The sequence below is a fragment of the Variibacter gotjawalensis genome, assembly GCF_002355335.1.
Taxonomy (GTDB): Bacteria; Pseudomonadota; Alphaproteobacteria; order Rhizobiales; family Xanthobacteraceae; genus Variibacter; species Variibacter gotjawalensis.
In genome coordinates this window covers 402,812-427,945 of the sequence record NZ_AP014946.1, presented here as the reverse complement: position 1 = coordinate 427,945, position 25,134 = coordinate 402,812, and the positions used below count along the sequence as shown (strand labels likewise).

The 25,134-nt window shown below is 64.0% G+C and carries 25 protein-coding genes; 16 read left to right on the top strand and 9 right to left on the bottom strand.

Annotation, left to right across the window (positions count from 1 at the left end):
• The first annotated feature begins 169 nt into the window (after positions 1 to 169).
• The 4 genes from hemA (at position 170) to GJW30_RS01990 (ending at position 3,598) form a co-directional block, all read left to right on the top strand.
• Positions 170 to 1,396 carry a 5-aminolevulinate synthase gene (hemA, locus tag GJW30_RS02005; protein WP_096351009.1) on the top strand — a complete coding sequence of 409 codons (1,227 nt, stop codon included), beginning with the start codon at positions 170 to 172 and terminating at the stop codon, positions 1,394 to 1,396.
• Between the two features lie 287 nt (positions 1,397 to 1,683).
• Positions 1,684 to 2,316: a PadR family transcriptional regulator gene (locus tag GJW30_RS02000; RefSeq protein ID WP_096351007.1), complete on the top strand. Its 633-nt coding sequence runs from the start codon at positions 1,684 to 1,686 to the stop codon at positions 2,314 to 2,316.
• Positions 2,317 to 2,443: 127 nt separating this feature from the next.
• Positions 2,444 to 2,944: a hypothetical protein gene (locus GJW30_RS01995; protein ID WP_130364709.1), complete on the top strand. Its 501-nt coding sequence runs from the start codon at positions 2,444 to 2,446 to the stop codon at positions 2,942 to 2,944.
• 99 nt (positions 2,945 to 3,043) lie between these two features.
• Positions 3,044 to 3,598 carry a PAN domain-containing protein gene (locus GJW30_RS01990; RefSeq protein WP_096351003.1) on the top strand — a complete coding sequence of 185 codons (555 nt, stop codon included), beginning with the start codon at positions 3,044 to 3,046 and terminating at the stop codon, positions 3,596 to 3,598.
• A gap of 16 nt (positions 3,599 to 3,614) precedes the next feature.
• Here the strand turns inward: GJW30_RS01990 and GJW30_RS01985 are convergent, their stop codons facing one another.
• The 5 genes from GJW30_RS01985 to GJW30_RS01965 all read right to left on the bottom strand — a co-directional run bounded on the left by GJW30_RS01985 (position 3,615) and on the right by GJW30_RS01965 (position 9,527).
• Positions 3,615 to 3,896 (bottom strand): helix-turn-helix domain-containing protein, encoded by a 282-nt coding sequence (locus GJW30_RS01985; RefSeq protein ID WP_096351001.1) that lies wholly within the window; start codon positions 3,894 to 3,896, stop codon positions 3,615 to 3,617.
• Positions 3,893 to 4,219, bottom strand: a complete 327-nt coding sequence (locus tag GJW30_RS01980; RefSeq protein WP_096350998.1) for a type II toxin-antitoxin system RelE/ParE family toxin — start codon at positions 4,217 to 4,219, stop codon at positions 3,893 to 3,895. The genes GJW30_RS01985 and GJW30_RS01980 overlap by 4 nt, the downstream gene beginning before the upstream one ends.
• A 39-nt stretch (positions 4,220 to 4,258) precedes the next feature.
• A complete protein-coding gene (locus GJW30_RS01975; protein WP_245408625.1) occupies positions 4,259 to 5,005 on the bottom strand; it encodes a DUF1194 domain-containing protein in 747 nt (248 codons plus the stop codon).
• Between the two features lie 83 nt (positions 5,006 to 5,088).
• Complete coding sequence (locus GJW30_RS01970; protein ID WP_096350995.1) at positions 5,089 to 5,892, bottom strand: 2-keto-4-pentenoate hydratase; 804 nt, start codon at positions 5,890 to 5,892, stop codon at positions 5,089 to 5,091.
• Positions 5,892 to 9,527: a sensor histidine kinase gene (locus GJW30_RS01965; protein WP_096350991.1), complete on the bottom strand. Its 3,636-nt coding sequence runs from the start codon at positions 9,525 to 9,527 to the stop codon at positions 5,892 to 5,894. The genes GJW30_RS01970 and GJW30_RS01965 overlap by 1 nt, the downstream gene beginning before the upstream one ends.
• A 236-nt stretch (positions 9,528 to 9,763) precedes the next feature.
• On the opposite strand from GJW30_RS01965, the gene GJW30_RS01960 reads away from it, so the two are divergent.
• The 4 genes from GJW30_RS01960 to GJW30_RS01945 all read left to right on the top strand — a co-directional run bounded on the left by GJW30_RS01960 (position 9,764) and on the right by GJW30_RS01945 (position 13,957).
• On the top strand, positions 9,764 to 10,147 hold the full coding sequence (locus GJW30_RS01960; RefSeq protein WP_096350989.1) for a phasin family protein: 384 nt from the start codon (positions 9,764 to 9,766) through the stop codon (positions 10,145 to 10,147).
• 172 nt (positions 10,148 to 10,319) lie between these two features.
• A complete protein-coding gene (locus GJW30_RS01955) occupies positions 10,320 to 10,814 on the top strand; it encodes a phasin (protein ID WP_157746673.1) in 495 nt (164 codons plus the stop codon).
• Positions 10,815 to 11,989: 1,175 nt separating this feature from the next.
• Positions 11,990 to 12,547, top strand: coding sequence for a LemA family protein (locus GJW30_RS01950; protein WP_096350985.1), 558 nt, complete (start codon positions 11,990 to 11,992; stop codon positions 12,545 to 12,547).
• A gap of 87 nt (positions 12,548 to 12,634) precedes the next feature.
• Entirely contained in the window at positions 12,635 to 13,957 is a 1,323-nt protein-coding gene (locus GJW30_RS01945) for a M48 family metallopeptidase (RefSeq protein WP_096358601.1), read from the top strand.
• Positions 13,958 to 14,141: 184 nt separating this feature from the next.
• Here GJW30_RS01945 and GJW30_RS01940 read toward each other — a convergent pair whose 3' ends face one another.
• Positions 14,142 to 14,888: a 16S rRNA (uracil(1498)-N(3))-methyltransferase gene (locus GJW30_RS01940; RefSeq protein WP_096350983.1), complete on the bottom strand. Its 747-nt coding sequence runs from the start codon at positions 14,886 to 14,888 to the stop codon at positions 14,142 to 14,144.
• Between the two features lie 170 nt (positions 14,889 to 15,058).
• Between GJW30_RS01940 and GJW30_RS22485 the strand changes: the two genes are divergently transcribed.
• Together GJW30_RS22485 and ubiA are read left to right on the top strand one after the other, a co-directional pair.
• Entirely contained in the window at positions 15,059 to 15,868 is an 810-nt protein-coding gene (locus GJW30_RS22485; RefSeq protein WP_130364707.1) for a hypothetical protein, read from the top strand.
• Positions 15,869 to 15,872: 4 nt separating this feature from the next.
• The gene (ubiA, locus tag GJW30_RS01930; RefSeq protein WP_096350979.1) at positions 15,873 to 16,808 is read left to right on the top strand and encodes a 4-hydroxybenzoate octaprenyltransferase; all 936 of its coding nucleotides are present in this window, start codon (positions 15,873 to 15,875) and stop codon (positions 16,806 to 16,808) included.
• 3 nt (positions 16,809 to 16,811) lie between these two features.
• Here ubiA and GJW30_RS01925 read toward each other — a convergent pair whose 3' ends face one another.
• The gene (locus GJW30_RS01925) at positions 16,812 to 17,363 is read right to left on the bottom strand and encodes a DUF6101 family protein (protein ID WP_130364705.1); all 552 of its coding nucleotides are present in this window, start codon (positions 17,361 to 17,363) and stop codon (positions 16,812 to 16,814) included.
• Positions 17,364 to 17,602: 239 nt separating this feature from the next.
• Between GJW30_RS01925 and GJW30_RS01920 the strand changes: the two genes are divergently transcribed.
• From GJW30_RS01920 to lpxK, 6 genes are all read left to right on the top strand, one after another.
• A complete protein-coding gene (locus tag GJW30_RS01920) occupies positions 17,603 to 18,961 on the top strand; it encodes a TldD/PmbA family protein (protein ID WP_096350975.1) in 1,359 nt (452 codons plus the stop codon).
• Positions 18,948 to 19,733: a 3'(2'),5'-bisphosphate nucleotidase CysQ gene (locus tag GJW30_RS01915; RefSeq protein ID WP_096350974.1), complete on the top strand. Its 786-nt coding sequence runs from the start codon at positions 18,948 to 18,950 to the stop codon at positions 19,731 to 19,733. Before GJW30_RS01920 ends, GJW30_RS01915 begins: the two co-directional genes overlap by 14 nt.
• 95 nt (positions 19,734 to 19,828) lie before the next feature.
• Entirely contained in the window at positions 19,829 to 20,059 is a 231-nt protein-coding gene (locus tag GJW30_RS01910) for a DUF4170 domain-containing protein (protein ID WP_096350972.1), read from the top strand.
• Between the two features lie 159 nt (positions 20,060 to 20,218).
• Positions 20,219 to 20,923 (top strand): lysophospholipid acyltransferase family protein, encoded by a 705-nt coding sequence (locus GJW30_RS01905; RefSeq protein ID WP_096350971.1) that lies wholly within the window; start codon positions 20,219 to 20,221, stop codon positions 20,921 to 20,923.
• Positions 20,916 to 22,208 (top strand): 3-deoxy-D-manno-octulosonic acid transferase, encoded by a 1,293-nt coding sequence (locus GJW30_RS01900; protein ID WP_096350969.1) that lies wholly within the window; start codon positions 20,916 to 20,918, stop codon positions 22,206 to 22,208. Before GJW30_RS01905 ends, GJW30_RS01900 begins: the two co-directional genes overlap by 8 nt.
• 8 nt (positions 22,209 to 22,216) lie before the next feature.
• Entirely contained in the window at positions 22,217 to 23,224 is a 1,008-nt protein-coding gene (gene lpxK / locus GJW30_RS01895) for a tetraacyldisaccharide 4'-kinase (protein ID WP_096350967.1), read from the top strand.
• On the opposite strand, the gene GJW30_RS01890 is transcribed toward lpxK, so the two are convergent.
• Positions 23,221 to 23,424 carry a DUF2093 domain-containing protein gene (locus GJW30_RS01890; RefSeq protein ID WP_096350964.1) on the bottom strand — a complete coding sequence of 68 codons (204 nt, stop codon included), beginning with the start codon at positions 23,422 to 23,424 and terminating at the stop codon, positions 23,221 to 23,223. The genes lpxK and GJW30_RS01890 overlap by 4 nt on opposite strands.
• Before the next feature lie 116 nt (positions 23,425 to 23,540).
• The gene (gene xseA / locus GJW30_RS01885) at positions 23,541 to 25,118 is read right to left on the bottom strand and encodes an exodeoxyribonuclease VII large subunit (protein WP_096350961.1); all 1,578 of its coding nucleotides are present in this window, start codon (positions 25,116 to 25,118) and stop codon (positions 23,541 to 23,543) included.
• Between the last annotated feature and the right edge of the window lie 16 nt (positions 25,119 to 25,134).

The window sequence follows — 25,134 nt, the reverse complement described above, 5'->3', positions numbered from 1 at the left end:
GGGAATCCATCGCTGAGAAGGGAGACCTGTCACAGCTGGGTGAGTCCGGGGCAATAACGGCTCGACAAACAGGTTCGAACACTTCTAAATGGACCCGTAAAGACTTGCCGGGAACCGCCAGCTGCCAGTTTCCCGCTACCGAGATTGCGTTCAAGAAGTCCGGGACTCCATGCAGTACGACCAGTTTTTCAGCGCCGCCCTCGATCGCCTTCACTACGAGCGCCGCTACCGCGTTTTTGCCGACCTCGAGCGCATTGCGGGCCGCTTTCCGGCCGCCCGCTGGCACGGTCCGCAGGGCCCGCGCGAAGTCACCATCTGGTGCTCGAACGACTATCTCGGGATGGGCCAGCACCCGAAGGTGGTCGGCGCAATGGTCGAGACCGCGACCCGCATGGGCACCGGCGCCGGCGGCACGCGCAACATCGCGGGGACCAATCACCCGCTCGTCGAGCTGGAAGGCGAACTCGCCTCGCTGCACGGCAAGGAAGCCGCGCTCGTTTTCACGTCCGGCTATGTGTCGAACCAGACCGGCATCGCGACGATCGCGAAACTGATCCCGGACTGCGTGATCCTGTCGGACGCGCTGAACCACAATTCGATGATCGAGGGCGTGCGCCAAGCCGGCTGCGAGCGCCGCATCTGGCGTCACAACGACATGGCGCATCTCGAAGAGTTGCTGATCGCGGCGGGCGACCGCCCGAAACTCGTCGTGTTCGAAAGCCTTTACTCGATGGACGGCGACGTCGCGCCGCTGGCGAAGATCTGCGATCTCGCCGAACGCTATGGCGCAATGACTTATTGCGACGAAGTGCACGCGGTCGGCCTCTATGGCGCGCATGGCGGCGGCGTCACGGAGCGTGACGGCGTTGCGGCGCGCATTGACGTCATCGAGGGAACGCTGGCGAAAGCATTCGGCTGTCTCGGCGGCTACATCACGGGTTCGGCGAAGATGGTCGATGCGGTGCGCTCCTACGCGCACGCCTTCATCTTCACGACCGCGTTGCCGCCGGCGATCTGCGCGGCCGCTACCGCCGCTATTCGCCATCTCAAAGCATCGTCTTGGGAGCGCGAGCGCCACCAGGAGCGCGCGGCGCGCACCAAGGCGGTGCTGCTCTCGCAGGGCCTCCCCGTGATGACGAACGACACGCACATCGTGCCGGTTTTCGTCGGCGACCCGGAGAAGTGCAAAGAGGCGACCGACATCCTGCTCGAAGAGCACGGCATCTATATTCAGCCGATCAACTATCCGACTGTCGCTAAGGGTACGGAGCGCCTGCGGCTCACCCCGTCGCCGTATCACGACGATGTCCTGATCGATCGCCTCGCCGAGGCGCTGGTCGACGTCTGGGACCGGCTCGGCCTCCCGCGCAACGGTCAGGCGCTCGCGGCCGAGTAGGGCGCGCTTTCTATTCCAACACATCGCAGCTGTCATCCCGGGCAGCGAGCCGCATAGCGGCAAGCTGATCCGGGATCCATGTATCCCTGCATCTACCGGGATACTTGGATCCCGGCTCGCGCTCGGCGTTGCGCGCGTAGCGCGCCGCCTCGCCTGGCCGGGACCACAGCTGGAGACAGCCGTCGATAAGACCACCGAGAGCTATCTTTCGACGCACCTAAAGATATATCTTGCGTAATACACTGCTCTCGACTATCTTACGATACATCGAACATAGGAGAGTGCGCATGTTTGGCATGCATCGAGGTTGCGGAAGCGAGCGTTGGGCATCCGGCCGCGGTTGGCGCGGCAGTCGTGGTTTCGGCGGTTGGGGCGGCAAGCACGGCATGGGCGGCGGCGACATGCTGCGCGCGGGCCGCATGCTGGCGACCGGCGATCTGAAACTGCTGGCTTTGGCGTTGATCGAGCAGCAGCCGCGGCACGGCTATGACATCATCAAGGTGCTCGAAGAGAAGACGGCCGGCTGGTACTCGCCGAGCCCAGGTACGGTCTATCCGACGCTGACGTTTCTCGAAGAGGCCGGCTACGTCACGGCGGAAGCCGACGGCGCCAAGAAGCTCTACACGATCACGCCGGAAGGCCGCGCGCATCTCGACGAGAACCGTGCCTTCGTCGATGCGGTGCTGGAGCGTCTCGCTTCGGTCGGTGAGAAGGCCGAGCGCGTCCGCAAGCACTTCCGCGGCGAAGAGCGTGACGCCCGCGAGGCACGCGAAGACGACGACATGCCGCGCTCGATCCGCGGCGCGTTCGAAGATCTTTCGCGCGTCGTTCGTGACACGCTGAAGAGCGATCCGGCCGCAAAAACGCGCGTGATCGAAGCGCTCGACCGGGCCGCCGAAGCGCTCAAGAAGCAGGGCTGACGGCGTCTGCGAATACAACCGGCGATCTCTAGGAGTGTCCTAGAGATCGCCTTTCTTGTGTTTACGCCATCGTATTCGCGAGCTTAGGCTTGGCTTTATTGCCAGGCCTTTCCTTTGAGATATTGCGATGTCGTATCCGTTGGCCGTTATGGGTGTGCTTGCTGCGTTTCTCTGGCCGTGGCTCGATGAGCTCAAAGGGCCAGGCGCCTTCATCGTCGGCGATTGGACGGGGAGCGCTCAGTACCGCGACATGAACTTTACCTTCTGCGCGATGAGCGCCGATCGCGAACCCTGGACCATCATTGTCGGCATCGATCGCGACGATCATGCCTTCGTCGGCTTCAAGCATAAGCACATCAAATTTCGCGAGAAAGACGCAATTCCGGGAGTGCTCCATATCGGCCCGGACGATCCGGGAGTGCCGATTAAGCTCACCAAGGTGAAGCAAACGCAGGCACCGGCGAGCGAAACGCGCGCAACGATTTCCGACGAGACGGCGGACCGCTTGATCGACGCCAAGTACTTTCGCCTATCGTCGCGCGAAATCTTTGCCGATTTCGAGACCGGCTCGCTCCGCAGTGCCTGGCCCGAACTGAAGCGGTGCGCCATAACGCGCGGCAGTCGCTAGGTTCGTTACGAAGGCGGAAGGTGCTTTGCAGCGGCGCGTATGCGTGTATTCATATGCTATTCGCGAAGCTTCGATAGCGCGATTTGGGTTGAGGAAAGCATGACGTCCTTCTCGCGCACAGTTTGCGGCGCGTTCGCCTGCTGGCTCTTGCTGCTCGTGATCAGTTCCTCGGCCGCGTTTGCGCAAACGGGCTTCGACCGCCCGGGCGGTGATTTCACGAGCTTCCCGATCGCGTCGGGCGATCCCGCGCAATGCGCGGCCCGCTGCGATCGCGAGGGGCGCTGCCGTTCCTGGAGTTTCGTGTATCCGAATCCCGGCGCCGCCACCGGCGTCTGCTGGCTCAAGCGCCGCGTGCCGCGCCGCGTCCAGTCCGCCTGCTGCGTTACCGGCGTCAAAGGCTCGGGCGTCGTTGAACCGCAACTGCCGAATATCGAATACGGCATCGATCGCATGGGCGGCGATCTGCGCAGCTTCGATGTCGAAGCGCACGAACACGGCGAGACATGCGCGAATGTCTGCAAGGCCGAGAACGGCTGCCGCGCCTGGACCTACGCGCGGCCCGGCTACGGCAGCGCATCGGCGCGTTGTTACCTGAAAAACCGCGTTACCGCCCCGCGGCGCAAGCCGTGCTGTATCTCGGGCGTCGTGCGCTAACGGGCATTTCGTTCCGCTATGCGGCTTGCGTGATGCGGATGCGGACGTTGAGGCGCGCACGAGCTGCAAGATCGATCAACGCATCGAGACTAAAGTTGGTAATACGCGCACGCAGCAAGTCATTCAGGCGGGGCTGCGTGACGCCCAAGCGCTTCGCGGCCTCCGCCTGAGTCAACTTCCAGCTTCTGACTCGCTGATCGATCGCGATGAGCAGCTCAGATCGCATGCGCATGCTGGCGCTCTCCGCTGCGTTTTCTTCAAGCGCATCCCAAACCGACTCGTAGCGCGTCGTTTTCATTTCCGACCCCAATCAATTTGGCCGAACCTCATGGCCGCGATCTCGATGTCCCGTTTCGTGGCTCGCTGTGTCTTCTTCTGGAAGGCGTGCAGCACAACGATCGCGTCGCGCACTTGAGCCACATAGACGACCCGATATGCACCAGACCGGTCGCGTATCCGCAACTCGCGAACTCCTGCGCCGATTGACGGCATTGGCTTCCAATCGCTGGGTTCTAAACCGAGCTGGATCTTGTGAAGCTCCACGCCGGTAGCCTTTTGAACAGAAACCGGAAATGCCTTGAGGGACTGCAGGGCGTCACCCAGAAATTCGACAGGCTTCATACGTATATATCAAAACAGATATAAAGAAAAGGCGCGGGTTCAGCGAATAACCGACGTGGGTGCGTCGAGCAGCGCGATCTCGGCGACCAGTTTGTTGATCAGCGCCTTGCCGAATGCGGCAAAATTCTCCGCCTCGACGACGAAAGCGCCGGGGCCGCCCATGACGTTGTCGCGGTAATACTTGCCAAGGCCGCCTTCCGGATGCGTGTGCTCCGGGTTCCAGGCGAGCGGCCGCTCCGACAGAATGACGAGGCCGTTGATCGTGATGCCTTGCGCGACGGCTTCATCGCGCGCGCCCCGCACGTCGCGACCCGAATTGTTGGTGCCGTCGCCGGAGACGTCAATCGTATGGCGCTCGGCCTTGAACGGTGCGCGTTTGAGCTGCTCCACCGAGTAATCGATAGCCGCGCTGATCGACGTGCGTTCGGCGAAGGAGCGCGGCAGCTCGGCAAGTTTGTCGCCAAAGATACGCGCGCTGGCCTCGTCTTTTACGATGCTCCAATCGATGACGACCTTCTGCGCCGATGAGCCGGACCACTCGACGAAGCACACCGCAATCTTGCCGCGGCGTCCCGACTTGATGGCGTCGAGTACGCGCGGATCAGACAGCGCCGCAGCATAGCCGTCGCGCTGAAGCTGGAATTTCGGCCCGTCCACACTGCGTGAGACGTCGGCCGCGAGGACGAGGAGGAGGTCGACGTCTTCCTTGGATTGGGCGAGGGCCGCAGGCGCGGTGGCCGCGAGCGCTGCGGTCGTCAGGAATTGGCGGCGTGTCAATCGCGGCATCATGACCTCGCGATCAGCATCGCGCGGAGTATGACAGTTGGCAAGCGATCTGTGATTGCGGCACACGCGAATGTGCGCTGCCGTTAAGCGAAGGTGATGTCGAGGCCGTCGAGCGGCAGGCCGTACACGCGCGTCTGCCAGCGCTCACCTGGCTTGATGACGAAGGCGCGTGTCACCGTTCCGGTGGTGACGATTTCGCCGGCTTGAATTGGCGGATTGTTGCTGTCGTCTGCCAGGAGTTCGACGAGGTGACGCAGCGCGGACAGCGGCCCGTCGAGCACGTTGGGCGCTTGGCCGCGATCGACCACTTCGCCGTCGCGGAGAATTTCGATCTCGAACGTCGAGAGCTGAGCGAACAGCGCGTCGGCGTTTTGCGGTACCGGCGTTGTCGAGCCGATGACGTAAGCGCCATGCAGCCCGCCGCCCACGACGCAATCGGCGGCGCCGAACCTCCAGTCGCGGAACAACGATTGCACGATCTCAAAGCCGTGGCCGACCCCTCCGATGCAGCCAAGCAGGGCGCGCTCGTCCATGCCGGCTTTTGGCGCATCGCGGAAGCGGAAGAAGATTTCGGGTTCGAGGCGCGGCTCGCAGAACGGCGCCAGCGCGAGCGTCTTCGCGCCGGACTGGACAGTGGTGTCGTACATGTCGCCCCAGATCGGAGCGAAGACCTGATACTCGTCCCAGATCGTGCGGTTGGTGAAGCCGATCTTGCGGCCGATCGGCTTCTCGCCGCGCGCAATGCGCAGGTTACGCAAGGCCGCCGTCACGGCGTATGCCTCATCGAGCGAGAGGCCGCCGGCGCGGCGCGTGAACGCCTCGATCTGTTTGACGTTAGAGAGTGCGCCGAGAACCTCGGCGGCGATCGCTTGCGTTTTGTCGGACATTATTCCGAGAGGACGCGTGTTGCCGGGAAAACGATCTCGACCAGCGTGCCGGCATTGACCGCGCTCTTGATGCGGAACTCCGCGCGGTTGGCCTCCGACAACGCCTTCGTCAATGGCAGGCCGAGCCCGGTGCTGCCGGTCGCGTCGCGCCGTGTCGTCGAGAGCTGGCGGAACGGCTCGAGCGCGGCCGTGATGTCCTTCTCGCTCATGCCGACGCCAGTGTCGCGCACGCGCAAGACCACTTCGCCCTGATCGGTCAGCGCCGTCGAGACGATCACCTGACCGCCCGCGCCCGTATACTTGATCGAGTTCGACAGCAGGTTCAGTGCGATCTGGCGCACCGAGCGCTGATCGGCGACCACCGACGGCAGCGTGGGTGACAGCGCGGTGCGGATGATGATCCGCTCGCGGTTCGCCTGCGGCTGCATGATGGCGACGCATTGCTGCGTCACGTCGTTGATGTCGACCTTCGTGAAGGTGAGGTCGAGGCGGCCGGCTTCGATCTTCGACAGATCGAGCAGGTCGTTGATCAGCGAAATCGTATGCTGGCCGGACGTGTGGATGTCCTTGACGTATTCGCGGTAACGATCGTTGCCGAGCGGGCCGAGCTGCTCCTCCATCATCACTTCTGCAAAGCCGATGATGGCGTTGAGCGGCGTGCGCACTTCGTGGCTGATCGCGGCGAGGAAGTCGGATTTCGCGGACGAGGCTTTTTCGGCCTGACGCTTCGCGTTGGTGAGGTCTTCTTCGGCGCGCTTCCACTGCGTGATGTCGCGGAATACGGCGCAGAAGCGTTCCTCGCCGATACGGCCCATCGTCATGAACAGCGGAATGAGGCCACCCTGACGTTCGCGGCCGATCACTTCGCGGCCATCGTTGAGGAGGCTGGCGACGCCGTTGCGCGTCAGCCCTTCGAAATAATCGGCCGCATCGCGCTGGCTTTCCGGCGCGAACAGCTCGAGCAGTTGATTGAACTCGCCGGTTTCGTAACCGAACAGCGCCTGCGCGCTGCGGTTGGCGGAGTGAATTTTGCCGTCGCTGCCGAGCACGATGACGCCGTCGGTCGCGGTGTCGAGAATCGAGCGCAGCTCGCGGTTCGAGGCTTGCGCGGTCGCGAGCGCTTCGCTCTCGGCCGGCGTTTCCTTCGCGGCCGGGGCTTCTGGCGCGGGTGCTTCCTTCGGCTTCGACGGCCGGCGCACGACCGTTAGCATCAGCGCGGTGCCGCTTTGCCACGGGATCGACGAGAGCTTTGCGTCGACCGGCTGCTTGCCCTCCGGCACACGCAGGCAGAGCGCCGTCTCGCCGTCTTCGTTCGGCACGCGATCGAACAGCGCATCGATACCGCCGGCCTTGGCAAGCGCAGCCGCGTCGGCAAAGCCGGTGCATTCGAGCAGCGTTTTGTTGGCGGCGAGTACTTCGTCGCCGCGATAGAGCATCACGCCGATCGGCATGCGATCGAGCAGACGCACGTCGATGTTTTGCGGCGTCGACGGCTGCGGGCTTTCCGCTGCGGCGACGGCTGACGCCGTCGCGAGGATCGCGTCGGGGTTCTCCGCGACAGCGTCTTTGGCGACGACCTTCGGGGCTTCGGCTGCTTCGCGAATGTCTTCGGCGAGCGGTGCCGGCTCGCTGCCTTCAAAGCGTGCGCCGAGTTGACGTGCGATCTCGTCGAAAGCGTTGCGCTCGCCGGTCGAAAGGCCACGGCGTTCTTCGCCCGGCTTGCGCGTTTCAACCTTGCGCTCGGCGGCCGGGCGCTCCGGCGCCGATTCGATATTCGGCAGGCTCGGCTGCGAGCGGAACGGCACGACGTTGCGCGATGCGGGGACCACCTGCAACGCCGGACGCGTGCTTGACGTATCGAAGACCGGCGGCTCGGCGCGCGGCGGCGTTGCTGCTTCTGCGTCCGGAGCGGATTCCGGCTCGCTCACGCGCGTTGCGGCAAGCCGCTCGGCGATCAACGCGGAGACGCGCGATGCGTCACGGCAAACTCCGAAACCGCGATAACCCTCGAACGTGCGGTCACGCCCGCGTGCGGGCAAGCCTGAAAGGACGACGGAGAGACGCTCTTTCGCGCCCTCGATCGGCCAGTCGATCGCGACGCTGCTGAACGTGTCACGCGATGCGATCGCGCGCGAGAGGCGATGGTTCGGGTCGATCGCAAGAAGCTGCGCGACCTCGTCCCACGTCTTGCCCTGTGCGTCTTCGGTCGGCGCGCCGGCGAGCGTCAGGAAATCGCCCGGTTCGATCGTGAAGGCGCCGTCCGCTTTCGTCGCCCAGACGAAACGCAGCGCATGATGCCGGTCGTGCAGACGCTCGGCGATCTCGACGAGGCGCGTGCTGCGTTCGAGATCGCTCGGCACCGCAGCGGCTTCCGCCACGAGGGGAATTTCAGCAGGCTCATCGTCGGCCGGACCTTCGGGCGCCTGAACGAGTGCCGGCGGTGCCGGCTCGACCACTGGCGGTTCCGTTGTTTCGCTGGCGCGCACGTCGCGCGGCTCGGGGTCCGGGGCGAGACGCACGGCCGACCCAAGCGCATCCTGCAGGTCGCGCAGTTCGTCGTCGTCGAAGCGGTCGCCCTTGCGCGCGGCGCTCAAAGCTTCGCGCGCCCAGACGGCGCGATCGTCGCCGTCGTTTTCCGCGGCGTCGGGATTCTCCGGGTCATCGCCCGCAGGCCCACCGAACAACGCTTCCTCGAGCTCGGCGAGTTCTTCGTCGCTCAGCTCTTCCTCGTCGTCGGTCGGTTTATCCACGCTGTCTTGGCTCGCCGCCCTGGCGGATGCGGCTTGCCCTTGCGTGACGAACGGCAGCTGCGCGAGCGCGGCCGCGATATCCGCGAGCGACGCAGATGGGAGTTTCTCGGCTGCGGATTTCGCGGCCGGCTCCGGCGGAGTCGTTTCAACGAGCGCTTCGTCAGCCTCGGCGAGAAGCTCGGCTTCCGTGTCGGCTTGCGAAGCTTCTTCTTCCTCAACTTCCGGCGTCGCGACTTCCGGCTCGGCCGGTTCAACCGGCGCCGCCGTCCGCTCGACAAATGTCGCGAACAACACGGCTTGGTCGCCTTCGCCGACGCGGCGAAGCTGGACCGCCGCGCTGACGCTTTCGCCATGCGTCAGCGCACGCGCGATCGTGTCGGCGTCGGCGTGCGCGACGAGCGTCTTCGTGCCGCCGAGACGCTGGGCGGCTTCGCTTCCTGCGTGCAACAGATTGCCGTCGCGCGAGAATGCGGCGGTGCTCTCATCGTCGATGAGGCTTGCGACGCGTTGTGCGAGCGGGAGAATTTTCACCGGCTCCTGCGAGACGACGAGAATGCCGACCGACCCGTCCGCCAAACGGTAGCGCTGGCAGAGGCACATCAGCGCGCGGCCGAGACCGGTCGACAAACTGCGGATACGGGCAAGCTGTGCGGTGCCGGATGTCGGCAGTCCGCCCGCGACTTTGGCGATCTCTTGAGCGACCGGGCGCAAGCGGTCCGGCGTATCGCCGATCAGCTTGCCGGCGTTGCGTTCGCCGAGCAGCAAAGCCCCCGCGGCGTTGACGAACAGCAGGCGGCCGCCATTCGGCGACCACAGCCAGGCCGGCGTGGCGCCGAAGGCGAGCGTGGCAATGCGCGGCTCTTTGAGGATGTCCAGCGTGGTCATTGGTCCTGCGGCGTCGGAAGGTCAGGGTAAATAAATCATTAAGCCGCCGAGGGGTCCACGACGTTTGCGGCACCATTCACGGGCGCACCGATATAGAGTTAACGTGTGGGGCGATCGTTTGTCGTTTTCGATCGTTGTCGAGATGGTCGCGACGATCGCGGCCTGTGAATAGCGAGGATGAACGAACGATCGTGTCCGGAAATGGGACACATCCAGAAAATCAAAAGGAGGAAGCAATGGCGAAATCCCCGCAGGGCGGTTTTGAACTGCCGAATGAACTCCGCTCGATGGCCGAGAATTCGATGGCGCAGGCGCGCCAAGCCTTCGATGGTTTTATGGGCGCGGCACAGAACGCCGTGCAGCGAATGGAGGAGCGCGCTACCGCAGTGCACACGGGCGCAAAAACCGCCAACGAAAAGATCATGAGCTTCGCGCAGCAGAATATCGCGACGTCCTTCGATTACGCAGAGCGCCTCGTCCGCGCGCAAAATATTAGCGAAATCATGCAGATACACTCCGATTTCGCCAAGCAGCAGATGCAGGCTTTGGCCGAACAATCGAAGGCTTTAAGCCAGGCCGCGGCGGACGCGGCGGGTTCGGCTAAGAAGAAAGCCGAATAAAAATTTGCTGCATTGCAGCTTTGATGTTGCAATGCAGCAAAGCCACTGCTATATTCTTAGCCATCGACAGAGCTGGTGCGAAGCATCGGCGAACAGGTACGCGGTCCAACCCCAGCCGGGCGGGGGTTCGGGCTTCGAAGTGTGGACCGCCCGATATCTAGGGATGTTGATGATGGCTAAGGCCGAAAAGGCAGCAAAAGCTGCGACCGAATCGTTCACCACTGCCGCTGAGTCGTTCTTCAAGTCGCCGTTCTCGGCGTTCGAGTTTCCGAAGGCTGACGTTCCGGCTGCTTACCGTGATTTCGCCGAGAAGGGCATTGCCCAGGCAAAGCAAGGCTACGAGCGCGTGAAGGCTGCTGCCGAAGAGGCAAGCGAGCTGGTCGAGACGACCTACGCGACGGCCGCCAAGGGCGCTTCGACCTACAATCTGAAGGTCATCGAAGTCGCTCGCACCAACGTTAATGCGCATTTCGATTTCATCTCAGCTCTCCTCTCGGTCAAGTCGCCGACCGAAGTTGCCGAGATCACCCAGGCACACGCCAAGAAGGCACTCGAGACCTACGTCTCGCAGGGCAAGGAACTCGCCGACATCGCCAAGAAGGTTTCGGCCGACACGGTCGAGCCGATCAAGGCTGCTTCGTCGAAGGCGTTCCGCGTCAGCGTCTAAGCTTTGAAGGGGCCGGCTTCCGATAGGAAGCTGCCAACTCGATACGCGGACCGACAGGTATTTCGTTCGTGTCGCGTGTCATCTCACGGCGGGCTTCGGCCCGCCGTTTTTTATTGCCTGCGGGAGATCAGGCCTGCCGGCGGCGGTGACTTCTCGTAGCCCGGATGAGCGGCGCGCATCGCGCGCAAGCGACATCCGGGGCCAGAGTCTACAATTGAGCGCCGCTCCCGGATATCGCTTCGGCTACGCCTCGCTCATCCGGGCTACGGACTGATCGCTCGGCAGCAGAGAGGCCATCGAACATCCCTACACGCTCCGTCATGGCCCTGCCCCGGTTTAGCCGGGGTATTGTCCGCCCGGACCTTGGTCATCCCGGAAGCCGCCGCTTTTGGCGGCTGTCCGGGATCCATAATCCCGGGCCATCAATCATGAGCACAGGGGTTATGGATTCCCGGCTCGCGCCGCTTCGCGGATCGCGACCCGGAATGACCAGCGCTGAGATTGTGGCCCAAGACATCAGCAAATATTCCTTGACATAAATTCCTATATCACTCATACCAACCCCACACCGGCGCGAGGGGATGTCTTCCGGAGACAGACCGCGAGATAGCCGGTGGACGGCACCTGCGGCTGGGTTTGTGACCCGGTCCCGGGCGGTTGGGAGAAATGGGCCGCTTGGCACTAAGACCAGGCGTCCGACGGTGGACCGGGCGGAAATCGGGACACTTTCGGGCCTAGGCAATACCCACCGCAAGCGCGTCGGCGTTGCGTATGCCGCCGGTTGCGTGGAGAGCCGTGCGGAGCGCCGGTTGGCGTAGCGTTCCGGTCCAACGGGACGCTGCCGTATCCGCAAGATACGGCCTCCACCCTAGCGCCCGCCGGCGCTCCGCTCCCCTCAAATTTGTGGGGACGCATTTCAAACCTCGGAGCGTCTTCGCTCGCGAGACCGAAAATCCATGCGTGAAGAAGACTCACAACGGCCTTGAACCTGCCGCGACCTCGCGCGACTAAGCATTGTGGTGTCTCTGCACCCAAACTAGGCTGCCGCACGCAGCGAGTGTGGGTTAAGTTGCGCCATCCCGCCGCGCGTTGCCCGCGCGTGCGGACCGTTTCAGTCGTCTTCTCGTGCGATGCGGCCGATTCCGGCCAGTCGATCACGGATATGGGGAACCTCAATGACCGCGCTGATTATCTTGGGAGTGATCGTTCTGCTGATCGTGTGGATCGTCATGATCTACAACGGCCTCGTTGCCATGCGGCAGCGGGTCAATCAGTCGTTCGCCGATATCGACGTTCAGCTCAAGCAACGTCACGACCTCATCCCGAACCTCGTCGAAGTCGTCAAAGGCTATGCGGCGCACGAGAAGGGCACCCTCGAAGCCGTCATCCAGGCGCGTAATTCCGCGCTGACCGCGCAAGGCACCGCGCAGGTCGCGGCGGCCGAGAACCAGCTGACCGGCGCGCTGCGCCAGTTGTTCGCACTCTCGGAATCCTATCCGGACCTCAAGGCGAACCAGAACTTCCAGCAGCTGCAGACCGAGATCTCGGACATCGAGAACAAGCTCGCCGCCGCGCGCCGCTTCTTCAACAACGCAGTCCAAGAGTACAACACCGGCATCGAGCAGTTCCCGGCCGCGCTGTTTTCAGCGTCGATGGGCTTCACCAAGCGCGACTTCTTCGATCTCGGAGAAAGCCGCGCGCAGCTCGACGTCGCGCCGCAGGTCAAGTTCTAAAGCCGCATATGCCTCGCGATGATGGAAGCGTTTCCGTCATCGCGAGTGCAGCGGGTTTCATGACAACTTAAAGCGCGAGTGAACGCGATGGCCGCCTACGGCCTCTACACACACATCCGCAACAACCGCATTCGATCGGTGTTTCTGATCGGCGGATTGTTCTTGCTGATCTACGTGATCGTGTTCGCGCTCGCGCTCGGCTATCGCGCCTTCACGAGCCGCGGCACGCTCGACTGGTATCTCATGCGTGCGTGGCTCGACCTTAAGATGGCGTGGCCATTCGCCACCGTCGCGGCGTTGATATGGATCGCGATCGCCTACAAGTTCAACCAGTCGATTATCGACTTTGCCACCGGCGCGCATGAAGTGACGCGCAAGGAAGAGCCGCGGCTTTGGAACTTGCTGGAGAATCTCTGCATCTCGCGCGGCATTACGATGCCGAAGCTGAAGATCATGCCGACCAGCGCGCTCAACGCTTTCGCGTCGGGTCTGACGCAAGCGCAGTATTCCGTCACGGTGACGACAGGCCTCATCGAAAAGCTCGACGATGCCGAGCTCGAAGCCGTGCTCGCGCACGAATTGACGCATATCCGGAACGGCGACGTCTCGCTGATGGTGATCGCGACGATCATCTCGGGCATCGTCGGGTTCCTCGCCGAAGTGATGTTCCGCTCGATCTTCGATGCCGGCGGTTCGGCGCGCCCGTCGACGTGGTCGCGGCGGAGCGATAGTTCGTCGTCGTCGAGCAGCAGCTCGAGCTGGGGCGGCAGTTCGTCGTCGTCGAGCTCGTCAGATTCGTCGGATTCGAAAGGCGGCGCGGGTGCCGCGATTCTCGCGATCATTATCGCGATCGCGCTGATTTTCTTGGCTTGGTTCCTCTCGACCGTCATTCGCCTCGCGCTGTCGCGATCGCGCGAATTCCTCGCCGACGCCGGCGCGGTCGAGCTGACGAAGAATCCCGACGCCATGATCATGGCGCTGCGTAAGATCGAAGGGCGCGGCGAGCTGCCGAACAATCCGTCGGCCGTGATGGAAATGTGCGTCGACAACCCGCGCTCAGGCATCGTCGATCTTTTCTCGACGCATCCGTCGATCGACTCGCGCGTCGATGCTCTCGTGCGCATGGCGGCCGGACACGATCCGGGTCCGATCCATGTCGCGGACGACGAGGACTTCGAGGCGGAAGAGCAGGCCGAGGAGCAAGCAGCGCCGCCGACGGAAACGCCCGAAGTGCAGAAACCGGAGCAACGCTCGCCGTTTCCGACGATTCCGGGAATGCCGGATAACATTCCGTTGCCGATCCCGGGTATCGGCAAGCCGTTTCTCCCGTCTAAGCCGCCGCTCGGTGAGCGCAGCGAGCCGCGTGGCGGAGAAGCTCGCGGACCTTGGGGCCCGCGCGGCGAAGGTTGATCAGTCGCGGTGACCACCACAATCGTTGGTCATCCCGGTCGAGCGGCGTAGCCCGCGAGCGCCGGGATCCATGTATCCCTGCGAGTGATTGGGGTACATGGATCCCGGATAGCCGCAGCTTGCTACGCAAGCGGCTTCCGGGATGACAGCCTCATGCTTGTCGATCGCTTCGGGCGATGATCGCTTAGACCCAATCGCCCAACACCGCCTGCACCAACGTCAGCGCCGCAACCGCCGCAGTGTCGGCGCGCAAGATGCGCGGGCCGAGCGCGATGCGCACGACATTCGGCAACTTGAGCAAACTCGCACGTTCGCCTTCCGAAAAACCACCCTCAGGTCCGATGATGATCGCAAGCGGCTGTCCGGGCCGGCGCACGGCTTTCAGCGCTTCGACCGGGTCGGCGATCTCGGCGGCCTCGTCGCAGAAGATGAGAAGGCGCGCGGCATCGCGTGCCGCGATGAAAGCATTCAGCGTCAGCGGTTCAACGACATCGGGGACGCTGAGTGTTCCGCATTGCTCGGCCGCCTCGATCGCATTGGCGCGCATGCGCTCGAGGTTCACGCGCGTCACCTGCGTGTGCTGAGTCAGCACCGGGCCAAGAAGGCTGGCGCCCATCTCGGTCGCCTTTTGCACCATGTAGTCGAGGCGCGCCTGTTTCAACGGCGCGAAGAGATAGTGCAGGTCGCGGGCAGGGGGCTGACTGCGCGTCTGCTCGCGCGGCGACAGGCTCGCGGCCTTCTTACTCGCTTGAGCGATCTCGCAGAGCCATTCGCCGTCCCGGCCGTTGAAGGCAAGGATCCGGTCCCCTGCACTCAAACGGAGGACGTTGAGGAGGTAATGCGCCTGCTCGCGCTCTAGGGCGACGTCAATACCGTCCGCAAGCGGGCTGTCGACATAGAGGCGTGGGGCGCGAAAGTCGTAGGCGGGCATTTGAGAACTTGAGGTTCGGGGGGCTCGTCCGGTATAGCAGCCGCAGTCATCGTGAAGAACGCCTTAAGGCCTTCGGGCTAGCTTCTTTGTGAAGTGACAACATTGCCGCCATGTTGCCGAATTGGCCGTGGATAGTGCGCCCGAACGCCTAAGGTATCGAGGTCCGACGAATGAAGTTTCGCTCCGCCGCGCTCGTCATGACGGCAGTCTATGGTTTCGCCGCCCCGGCCGTCGCGCAGAATGCGAATGCGGATTGGGGTCCGCCGCCTGCCGGTCACTCAAATGGCCCGCAATGGGGACCGCCGCCTGGCGCTGCTCCCCAGCAGCCGGCTCCGGCTGTTCGCAACGTGACGCCAGGCCGCGAGCCTGCGCCTGCCGCCGCACCGGCTCAGGCAGCGACTCCGGCGCGTCCGGCACCTCAAGCGATGGCGCCGGCACCGGCCGCTTCTCCTGGCTGGGGGGCGCCTCAGGCTCCGGCCGCTCCCGCCGGTTGGGGGCCGCCTCCGGCCCAGGCCGTAGGCCCGCAATGGGGTCCCCCCGGCGGAGCTCCGGGCGGAATGCAGTCCGGCAATCAGGTGCTCCAGCAAGAGCCGCCGTGCATGAAGGACATCACGCCGCTGCGCGCAGCCGTCGAACGAGATGGCGGTGTGGTCAAAAAGGCGATCGAGTCCAAGGCTGATCGTGCGGTCGTCTGTACGGGCCTGACAAAATTCGCCGCGACGGAAGCAAAATTCGTCAATTACCTCGATAAGAACCAGCAATTCTGCGGCGTGCCGGCTGATGTCGTCGGCCAGCTGAAAAAGAATCACAGCCACACCGTGAAGCTGCGCGGCCAAGCCTGCGCAACGGCCCCGGCACAAGCCGGCCGTCCCCAAGGCACCGGTCTGTCGGAAGCGCTCGGCACATCGCGCGGCCCGGCGCCGGTGGTCAATCGCGGCGGTGCCTTCGGCACGCTGACGGGCAGCGCCATCGCGCGGTGATGTCATGACCCAAGCCTCCGGCCGCGTCGCCGATTCGGTCGGGAACTGGGTCGACACTCTCGCGCCCGACTGGTCCCGGCCCTACCTCCGCCTTGCAAGAGCCGATCGCCCGATCGGCTCTTGGCTTTTGTTGCTCCCGTGTTGGTGGTCCGCAGCGATCGCTGCAATTGCTGGTGGCAACGCTTACCCAAACCTCTGGCATGTGATTGCCTTCGCGATGGGCGCCGTCGTGATGCGCGGTGCGGGCTGTACGTGGAACGATCTCGTCGATCGCGATCTCGACGCGATGGTCGAGCGCACGCGCTCGCGGCCATTGCCTTCCGGGCAGACGACGGCAAAACGCGCGGCGGTTTTCCTTGTCGCGCAGGCTCTCGTCGGCTTTGCGATCCTGCTGACGTTCAACGGCTTCGCGATCTTTCTCGGCGTGGCCTCGCTCGGTGTCGTCGCGATCTATCCCTTCATGAAGCGCTTCACGTGGTGGCCGCAGATCGGGCTCGGCCTCGCGTTTTCTTGGGGCGCGCTGATGGGTTGGGCCTGCGCGTTCGGCCGTCTCGATTGGCCGGCGCTGCTGCTCTACGCGGGCTCGATCGCCTGGGTGATCGGCTACGACACGATCTATGCGCATCAGGATCGAGAAGACGACGCGCTGATCGGAGTGAAATCGACCGCGCGGCTATTCGCCGGCAAAACCGCGCAAGCGCTGGTCGGCTTCTACGCGGCTGCGGTGGTTCTGATCGGAACTGCGATCACGTTCGCAGGCGGCGGCGCTGCTGCATTCTCGGGGCTCGCGCTGTTTGCCGCGCATCTTGGTTGGCAGATCACGCGGCTCGACATCGATAATCCCAGTCTATGTTGGAAGCTGTTTCATTCCAACCGCGAAGCCGGATTGCTGCTCTTCGCCGGGCTGTGTTTGGACGCCGTACTGAAGGCGGCGTCGTAGCGCCTAACTGCGCGCGATGATCTCGCGCTCGCGATAGAGACGCAGTGCACGCAGCTTGTCGCCCTTCTTGCGGCGCAGAAGAATCGACGGCCGGCGGGTCTTGACGGCGTTGTGGCTACGGCGGCGCGCAACCGGCTTCGCATTCGCGATCGAGCCGACTTCGCAGCAGTCGCCATCGACGACGCCGATCATCAGCGGCAGCGACAGCGCGCGGCCCCAGGCTTCCCATTGCGCGAACATGTCGGTCTCGTCGGCGCCGGTTTCGAGATTCACCGACAGGCCCGGATCGCGGTGCTCGAGGCGGACTTCGCAGCCTTCGGTGCCGAGGCGCAGCGAGACGCCACGATAAGCCTGATGCGGAAGGCTGACGCGGATCGCCATGCCGCGCACTTGGCGGCGGACGAGAACGCGTTCGCGATCGATCTCGATGGTGCGGGTTTGCCCGTCCGCCGCCGCATCGGTTGCGGTGAAACGGACGGGCAGTGCCGGTGCTTCGAGCCGGCGCGAGCGCACGGCTTCGGCGGACATAGGTCCGCTGACTGTTTGACGCCTCAATTCAATCTCCCTGCCCGAACTTCGCCGGGTCATGACGCGAGATTGCCACAGAGGTTTCTGGAGGAGCTTAAGAGCCGGTCAGAAATGGCTCCGCATCCACGGCTTCGTTGCGGGATGCTTGGCGGCCGATTGCGGCGATCCGAACAATTTGATCGATCGGCCCCAGACAGCGGTATTTTGCGGCGTTTTGCGCGGTGTTCAGCCTTGCCACAACCAGAACGAAAGCCTAAATCCGGCCGGTGTCACAGCCTTCCCTCCTCGATCAATCCGAACTGGTCAGCCTGACCGAACGCCTCGTCGAAGCCGCCCGCAGGGCTGGTGCGGACGCGGCTGATGCCATCGCGGTGCGCTCCATGGCGCTCGGCGTCCAGGTCCGGGAGGGGGCTGTGGAAGAGAGCGAACGCTCGGAAGGCGACGATTTCGGTCTGCGGGTCCTGGTCGGGAAGCGCCAGGCGGTGGTTTCCAGCAACGACCCACGCCCGGACGGGTTGGCGGCGCTGGCCGAACGGGCCGTCGCGATGGCTAAAGTCGCCCCCGAGGACCCCTATGCGGGGCTCGCGGATGCGGCGCAGCTCGCCAAAACATTCCCGAATCTCGATCTTCTCGACCCGATTCTGCCGTCGGTCATAGACCTTGAAGACTTGGCCAGGGCAGCCGAAGGCGCCGCGCTGTCCGTCAAAGGCGTCAGCAAGTCGGGCGGTGCTTCGGCTTCGGCCGGCATCGGCGGGCTCGTTCTGACAACCAGCCACGGTTTCCAGGGCGCCTATCTCGGCTCCAGCCATTCGGTCAGTGCTCTCGCCATTGCGGGTGAGGGCACCGGGATGGAGCGGGATTACGATTACTCGCAGGCGCCGCATCGCTCCGACCTCATGTCCCCGGAGCTGATCGGACGCAACGCGGGCGAGCGCGCAATCCGCCGCGTCAATCCGCGCAAGACTTCCACCCACCGAGTCCCGGTCGTCTACGACGCGCGTGCCGCCACATCGCTGATCGGCCATCTCGTCAGCGCGATCAACGGCGCGGCGATTGCGCGCAAGACCAGCTTCCTGAGCGAAAAGCTCGGGCAGAAGATTTTCGATCAGGCGATCAGAATCGTCGACGATCCGTTCCGCGTACGCGGTTTGCGTTCGCGCCCATTCGACGCCGAAGGCATCGCGGGCCAAAAGCGTTTCCTGATCGACGACGGCGTGCTGCAGACGTGGCTGCTCGATTGCGCGACCGCGCGCGAACTCGGCCTGCAGTCGACCGGTCACGCGTCGCGCGGCGTTTCGTCTGTGCCGTCGCCGTCTTCGACCAATCTGCATATGGAGGCGGGTTCGGAATCGCCGGGCGATATGATCCGCAGCATCGAGCAGGGTCTGTTCATCACGGACCTGATCGGCTCCGGCGCGAATATCGTCAGCGGCGATTACAGCCGTGGCGCTTCGGGATTCTGGATCGAGAATGGCGAGCTGACTTATCCGGTCAGCGAGATCACCATCGCGGGCAATCTCAACGACATGCTCCGCTCGCTGACGCCGGCGAACGATCTCGAGTTCCGCTACGCCAGCAACTCGCCGACCGTGCGCGTCGAAGGTTTGACCATTGCGGGCCGCTGATACAGCGCTCTCCGCCGATCTCGAACTGCTGACGCAAGCGGTGCGCGACGCCGGAGCGCTCGCTTTCGGAAAATTCCGCGCGAAGTTCAAAAGCTGGACCAAAGAAGGAAACTCGCCGGTCAGCGAGGTCGATATCGCATGCAACGATCTCCTGCATGATCGGCTAGCGCCGTGCGGCTACGGTTGGCTGTCCGAAGAGAGCGTCGACGACTCTGCGCGCCTCGATGCCGAGCGGGTCTGGATCATCGACCCGATCGACGGCACGCGCTCGTTCATCGCTGGCAAAGAGGATTGGTGTGTTTCGGCTGCCCTCGTCGAGCGCGGGCGGCCGATCCTCGGTGTTATCTTCGGGCCGGCCGAGAACACGCTTTTGCAAGCGTGTGCCGGCCACGGCGTGTTGCTCAATGGCGCGGCGGTCAAAGCCGCGCCGCGCGAGCACAATCGCATTCGTGCGGCCGGTCCGCCGCGCTGGCTCGATGCGCTGACGGACGCGCGGCAAGACATTCAGCCGATGCCGAAAGTTTATTCGCTGGCGCTGCGTATTGCCCGGGTCGCGACTGCCGATCTCGACGTCGCGATCGCAGGGCGAAATGCCAGCGACTGGGACATCGCCGCCGCGGATTTGATCGTGCACGAAGCCGGTGGCCGGTTCACCGGCTTGGACGGCGAGCCGATCCAGTATAACCGGCCGACACCGACGCATCCGATGCTTCTCGCGGCACGCAGCGACCTTCATACGGACATCGCCGCTCTGCTGCATAAGAGCACGTAGGATTTCGAATCATTCCAGTGTGATCGCGGCGCCGAGCGCTCCGATTCTTGCATAGACCAGAGGCGGTTTCGCAACCCGCCAAACGGAGAGACGATATGGCCGAACCCGAAAAACAGCTGCTGCATCTAGTGTTTGGCGGCGAGCTCGAAAACCTCGAGGGTGTCACATTCCGCGATCTGTCGAACCTCGACATCGTCGGCGTCTATCCAAACTACGCGCTCGCGCATCGGGCCTGGAAGGCCAAGGCGCAAGGCACCGTCGACAATGCGCAGATGAGGTATTTCATCGTGCACCTGCATCGCCTGATGGACCCTGACGCGAAGTAATCCACAGGGGTGGGCGTTTCGCACGAATTGTGCGACAAGATGCTGGGTTCGGCAGAGGCCCGTGCAACCGCGAAGTGTGCTCGTCTCTTCGCCGAGGGGAAACCACAAGGTTGGGCGCATAGCTGCGCGCCTGATCGGATGAGAGTTGTTCTCTAAACGATGTCGGTCAGTAAAAAGCTTCGCGATACTCCGTGGTTCCGCCGCAGTTCCGGCGCGTTGCTGTATCGTTATTTGCTGCTTGTGCGGCGGACGAATGAGTTCGTCATCGATCCGCCGAATGCGTACGAACGTTTTGGGGCCGACATGCCCGTGATTGTGACGATGTGGCACGGTCAACATTTTCTCGCGCCGTTCATTCGCCGTCCGCAGGATCGCGCGAAGGCGCTCGTCTCTTTTCATCGCGATGCGGAGATCAATGCGGTTGCGGCGGAGCGCCTCGGTGTTCACACCATCCGCGGCTCGGGCGATCACGAGCGCCGCTTCGATCGCAAGGGCGGCGTCAAAGCCTTCATCGCAATGCGTGACGCGCTTGCCGAAGGCTGGAATGTGATGCTGACCGCGGACGTACCAAAGGTCTCGCGCGTTGCCGGGCTCGGCATCATCAAGCTCGCACGGGTGTCGGGACGGCCGATTTATCCGATCGGCATCGGCACGAGCCGGCGGAAGATTCTGAATAACTGGGATCGTTCGGTGGTCAATCTGCCGTTCGGCCGCGGCGCGATTGCGTTCGGCGAGCCGATCCTGGTTGCGCGCGATGCGGACGATGCCGCGATGGAAGTTGCGCGCCGCCAAGTCGAAGACGGTCTCAACGCGATCACGGCGCGCGCTTTCGCTGTGGCCGATCGGACCGACGAGCGTGGCTAAGCGCATCCCGCTTCCGTTGCGGGCCTATCGCGGCGTGACCGCGATGGTGACGCCGCTGCTGCCGCTACTGACGAACTATCGTCTGCGCCGCGGTAAGGAAGTGCGTGCGCGTATGGGCGAGCGGCGCGGCATCGCAGGTGTCGATAGGCCGGAGCTCGCGCTGGTGTGGATTCACGCCGCGAGTGTCGGCGAACTCCTCTCGATCGTGCCGATTGCGGAATATGTCCGCCGCGCCGGCTTCGGCGTGCTCGTCACGTCCGGCACCGTGACGTCGGCGCGTCTTGCCGAGCAGCGCTTGCATCCAGATATCATCCATCAATTCTCGCCGTTCGACTCGCCGCGCTATGTGCGCCGCTTCTTCGACTACTGGCAGCCGGATCTCGGCTTGTTCGCCGAGTCCGATTTGTGGCCGAACCTCATCTCGACAGCGGCAGCGCGCAGTATTCCGCTGATCCTCGTCAACGGCCGCGTGTCCGAGCGTTCCTTCCGGCGCTGGAAGCGGATGCCGCGCACGATTGGTACGCTGCTGCGCAGCTTCGATCTCTGTCTTGCGCAGACAGTCGCCGACGCTGAGCGCTACGCCGAACTCGGCGCGCCGCGCATCACGACGACTGGCAATCTCAAGCTCGATGCGGTGGCGCCGCCGGCACGCGAGGACATGGTCGACGCCATGCGCGCGGCGATCGGCAGCCGCCCGATCGTCGCGGCGGCGTCGACGCATCCGGGCGAAGAGGCGATGCTGATCGAGATGCACAAGGTGCTGCGGCAGCGCTTTCCGGGTCTGCTGACGATCATCGCGCCGCGGCATCCGGAGCGCGGCCCGGGCATCGTCTCGATCGCACAGCAGGCCAAGATCAACGCGATCGCGCGGTCCCGCGGCTATTTGCCGGATCGCGGCACCGAGATTTACGTGGCAGACACGATGGGTGAACTCGGCGTTCTCTATCGTGTGGCGCCGGTGGTCCTGATGGGTGGCTCGATGATCCGGCACGGCGGCCAAAACCCGATCGAACCAGCTAAGCTCGGCGCGGCCGTGCTGCATGGGCCGCACGTCTGGAATTTCCAGGAAGTTTATGGCGCGCTTGATCGCTCCGGCGGCGCCATCCAGGTGGCGGACCCGAATGAGCTGCAGGAGCAATTCGTCGCTCTGCTGACCGACCAATCCGCGCGCGATCGCGTCGTCGCGTCCGCGAATGTGACGCTGCAAGGCATGGCCGGCGCGCGCGCCAAAACGCTCGGTGCGCTTGATCCGTATTTGATGACGTTGCGGCTCAACTACAGCTGAGGCTTTCGATGCGTGCGCCTGGCTTTTGGTGGGATCGGAACAGCCTCGCGGCGAAAGCCTTGCAGCCGATCGGTGCCGCTTACGGCGCTCTCACACGACAACGTTTGCAGAAGCCCGGCCGCAAGGTCGATATCCCGATCGTGTGCATCGGCAATCCGACCGTCGGCGGCGGCGGCAAAACGCCGACCGCGATTGCGACGGCTGCGCTGTTGGTACAAGCCGGCGCGCGTCCGGTGTTTCTTACGCGCGGATATGGTGGACGGCATGCCGGCCCGATGCGTGTCGATCCGGCGTACCATCGTGCGCGCGATGTCGGCGACGAGCCGCTGCTGCTCGCGCGCGCCTATCCGACCATCATGTCGCGCAAGCGGCTCGACGGTGGATTGCATGCGGCGCGCGTCGCAGGCGCCGACTTCGTCGTTATGGACGACGGTTTTCAGAATCCGTCGCTGGTCAAGGATTTCTCGGTGCTCGTCCTCGATGCAGGGCGCGGCATCGGCAACGGTCTTGTCTTTCCGGCTGGGCCGCTGCGTTCGCCGCTCATCCCGCAGCTTCGCCTCGCGCATGCGTTGCTGGTGATCGGAGACGGTAGCGCGGCCGACAATGTGATCGCGGCCGCTGACCGTGTCGGCCTGCCGGTTTTCCGTGGCCGTCTCGAACCTTCGGCCGAGATGGTCGAGGAACTGCAGGGCAAACCCGTGCTTGCTTTCGCGGGCATCGCGGATCCGGAGAAATTCTTCGGCACATTGCGCCAGCATGGGATCGAGCCGCGCGTGACGCACGCCTTCGGCGATCATCACCGCTTTACGAAGGCCGAGGCTGAGAAGCTACTAGCGGAAGCGAAAGAGAAGAAGCTCACGCTGGTGACGACGCAGAAGGATTTCGTCCGGCTTGACGGCGATGGTCCGCTCGCGGCGTTGCGCAAAGCAACCGCGACACTTCCGGTGCGGCTGGTGTTCGACGATCCAGAGGAATTTCTCCGGCTCGCTGTCGAGAAGATCAAGCGGGCCGATTAGCGCTTGATCGGGAACTTGTCCGGAAATTCGCGGGTCAGCACGGCCTCGTTGCTGACGTAAGGCTCCTGGCGGTCGACGCTCCAGTATTTCAATTCGTCGAGTGGGATCGGCGTTCCGGTGACGGCGCAGCGCACGAAAGCGCCTGGCCGAATGACCCGAAAGTCGCCGTCGAGGTATCGGAGTTCTGCTTCGCCTGCCATCGGCGAGGGCCGGTCATTGCGATTGAGCACGTGAGATCACCTTGTTCCTGGCCGCTAACATAATGCATCCGGGCCAGGACGTGAAACCACCTGGATCGGGCAAATTCTCGGCATCGCTAAAAGAGTGTGCCTTGGTTTTCGTTCACGGCTTGTCGGCGGCGGCGGCGGGGCTTCGGCGGCTCCGCCTGCGCAACCTCGCCGGCGGTCGCAACGACGCGTCCGTCCGCGAACTCGATGTCGAGCCGCATAGCCGGATCGACGGTTTTGGCCGAGTGGACAGGCTTGCCGTCGGCGTCGCGGACCAGCGCGAAGCCGCGCTCCAGAACGCCGTGATAGGAGAGCGCCGCGAGCAGGCTTTCGGCGCGGTCGATGGCAGCGATGCGGCGATCCTGGCCAACATCCCAGGCGGGACCGAGGCGAGAATGCAGCGCGTTCAGCGTCTGGCGGTCGCGCGCGATTTTGGTGGCGTGCGCCGTACGGTTGGCGACGAGGCCGACTTTGAGACGCTCGCTGAGGCCGGCGAAGCGCTCGCGCGGGCGCAGCATCAAACGCGCGCCGATCTGATCGAAACGCGTGCGCCAGTCGGCGACGCTTTTGCGCAGGCGGCGCATCTGTTCGCGCGGCGACTGCGCGGCGAGCCGCGCTTCGACGCGGTGGAAGCGGACACCATGCGTATGCGTGCCGGCGCGCAGGCCGCGCAGAAGGCGTTGTGCGGCAACGTCGAGAGCCTGGCGGCGTTCGCCGAGCAGACGATCGGGGCCCGGCAGCGCACGCGTGATGCCGCGCAGATCGGCGCGCCGGCGTTCCTGGCGCTGCGTCCATGACGCGAAGCTACGGCGGCCGAGATTGGAGATTTGTGCGAGCAGCTCGCTGCGCACCGGCACAGCCATTTCGGCGGCTGCGGTCGGCGTCGGCGCACGGCGATCGGAGGCGAAGTCGATCAGCGTCGTGTCGGTCTCGTGGCCGACGGCCGAGATCAGCGGGATGTCGCTTTCCGCCGCAGCACGGGCGACGATTTCCTCGTTGAACGACCACAGATCTTCCAGCGAGCCGCCGCCGCGCGCGACGATGATAAGGTCAGGCCGCGCGATGCGGCCGCCCGGCGCGAGCGCGTTGAAGCCGCGGATCGCGTTGGCGACTTCGGCGGCCGAGCCATCGCCTTGCACGCGGACCGGCCAGACGACGACGTGGCGCGGGAAGCGATCTTCGAGGCGATGCAGGATGTCACGAATGACCGCACCGGTCGGCGAGGTTACGACACCGATGACGCGCGGCAGAAACGGGATGATCTGCTTGCGTGCCGGGTCGAACAGGCCTTCGGCGGCGAGCTTTTTCTTGCGTTCTTCGAGCTGCGCCAACAGCGCGCCGATGCCGGCCGGTTCGATGCGATCGACGATCAGCTGATACTGCGAGCGGCCTGCGTAAGTCGTGATCTTGCCGGTCGCGATGACTTCGAGGCCGGTTTCGAGCTTTATCTTCAGTCGGCCGGCCGAGCTGCGCCAAATGACGCTGGCGATGCAGGCGCGGTCGTCTTTCAGGTCGAAATAGACGTGGCCGTTCGAGTGGTAGCTGACCTTGCCGAGCTCGCCGCGCACGCGCACGTGGTCATAGGCGTCTTCGAGCGTCCGCTTCAGGTTGGCGGAGAGCTCCGAGACGCTGACTTCCGGGCTGTTGACGAGCACTTTTTCGTTCACGGCGAATCCTTGAACC

What these genes read in the sequence shown, in the direction of transcription:
- hemA (WP_096351009.1), top strand. Translation starts at nt 170, where the DNA reads ATGCAGTACGACCAGTTTTTCAGCGCCGCCCTCGATCGCCTTCACTAC.
- GJW30_RS02000 (WP_096351007.1), top strand. Translation starts at nt 1,684, where the DNA reads ATGTTTGGCATGCATCGAGGTTGCGGAAGCGAGCGTTGGGCATCCGGC.
- GJW30_RS01995 (WP_130364709.1), top strand. Translation starts at nt 2,444, where the DNA reads ATGTCGTATCCGTTGGCCGTTATGGGTGTGCTTGCTGCGTTTCTCTGG.
- GJW30_RS01990 (WP_096351003.1), top strand. Translation starts at nt 3,044, where the DNA reads ATGACGTCCTTCTCGCGCACAGTTTGCGGCGCGTTCGCCTGCTGGCTC.
- GJW30_RS01985 (WP_096351001.1), bottom strand. Translation starts at nt 3,896, where the DNA reads ATGAAAACGACGCGCTACGAGTCGGTTTGGGATGCGCTTGAAGAAAAC.
- GJW30_RS01980 (WP_096350998.1), bottom strand. Translation starts at nt 4,219, where the DNA reads ATGAAGCCTGTCGAATTTCTGGGTGACGCCCTGCAGTCCCTCAAGGCA.
- GJW30_RS01975 (WP_245408625.1), bottom strand. Translation starts at nt 5,005, where the DNA reads ATGCCGCGATTGACACGCCGCCAATTCCTGACGACCGCAGCGCTCGCG.
- GJW30_RS01970 (WP_096350995.1), bottom strand. Translation starts at nt 5,892, where the DNA reads ATGTCCGACAAAACGCAAGCGATCGCCGCCGAGGTTCTCGGCGCACTC.
- GJW30_RS01965 (WP_096350991.1), bottom strand. Translation starts at nt 9,527, where the DNA reads ATGACCACGCTGGACATCCTCAAAGAGCCGCGCATTGCCACGCTCGCC.
- GJW30_RS01960 (WP_096350989.1), top strand. Translation starts at nt 9,764, where the DNA reads ATGGCGAAATCCCCGCAGGGCGGTTTTGAACTGCCGAATGAACTCCGC.
- GJW30_RS01955 (WP_157746673.1), top strand. Translation starts at nt 10,320, where the DNA reads ATGGCTAAGGCCGAAAAGGCAGCAAAAGCTGCGACCGAATCGTTCACC.
- GJW30_RS01950 (WP_096350985.1), top strand. Translation starts at nt 11,990, where the DNA reads ATGACCGCGCTGATTATCTTGGGAGTGATCGTTCTGCTGATCGTGTGG.
- GJW30_RS01945 (WP_096358601.1), top strand. Translation starts at nt 12,635, where the DNA reads ATGGCCGCCTACGGCCTCTACACACACATCCGCAACAACCGCATTCGA.
- GJW30_RS01940 (WP_096350983.1), bottom strand. Translation starts at nt 14,888, where the DNA reads ATGCCCGCCTACGACTTTCGCGCCCCACGCCTCTATGTCGACAGCCCG.
- GJW30_RS22485 (WP_130364707.1), top strand. Translation starts at nt 15,059, where the DNA reads ATGAAGTTTCGCTCCGCCGCGCTCGTCATGACGGCAGTCTATGGTTTC.
- ubiA (WP_096350979.1), top strand. Translation starts at nt 15,873, where the DNA reads ATGACCCAAGCCTCCGGCCGCGTCGCCGATTCGGTCGGGAACTGGGTC.
- GJW30_RS01910 (WP_096350972.1), top strand. Translation starts at nt 19,829, where the DNA reads ATGGCCGAACCCGAAAAACAGCTGCTGCATCTAGTGTTTGGCGGCGAG.
- GJW30_RS01905 (WP_096350971.1), top strand. Translation starts at nt 20,219, where the DNA reads ATGTCGGTCAGTAAAAAGCTTCGCGATACTCCGTGGTTCCGCCGCAGT.
- lpxK (WP_096350967.1), top strand. Translation starts at nt 22,217, where the DNA reads ATGCGTGCGCCTGGCTTTTGGTGGGATCGGAACAGCCTCGCGGCGAAA.
- GJW30_RS01890 (WP_096350964.1), bottom strand. Translation starts at nt 23,424, where the DNA reads ATGGCAGGCGAAGCAGAACTCCGATACCTCGACGGCGACTTTCGGGTC.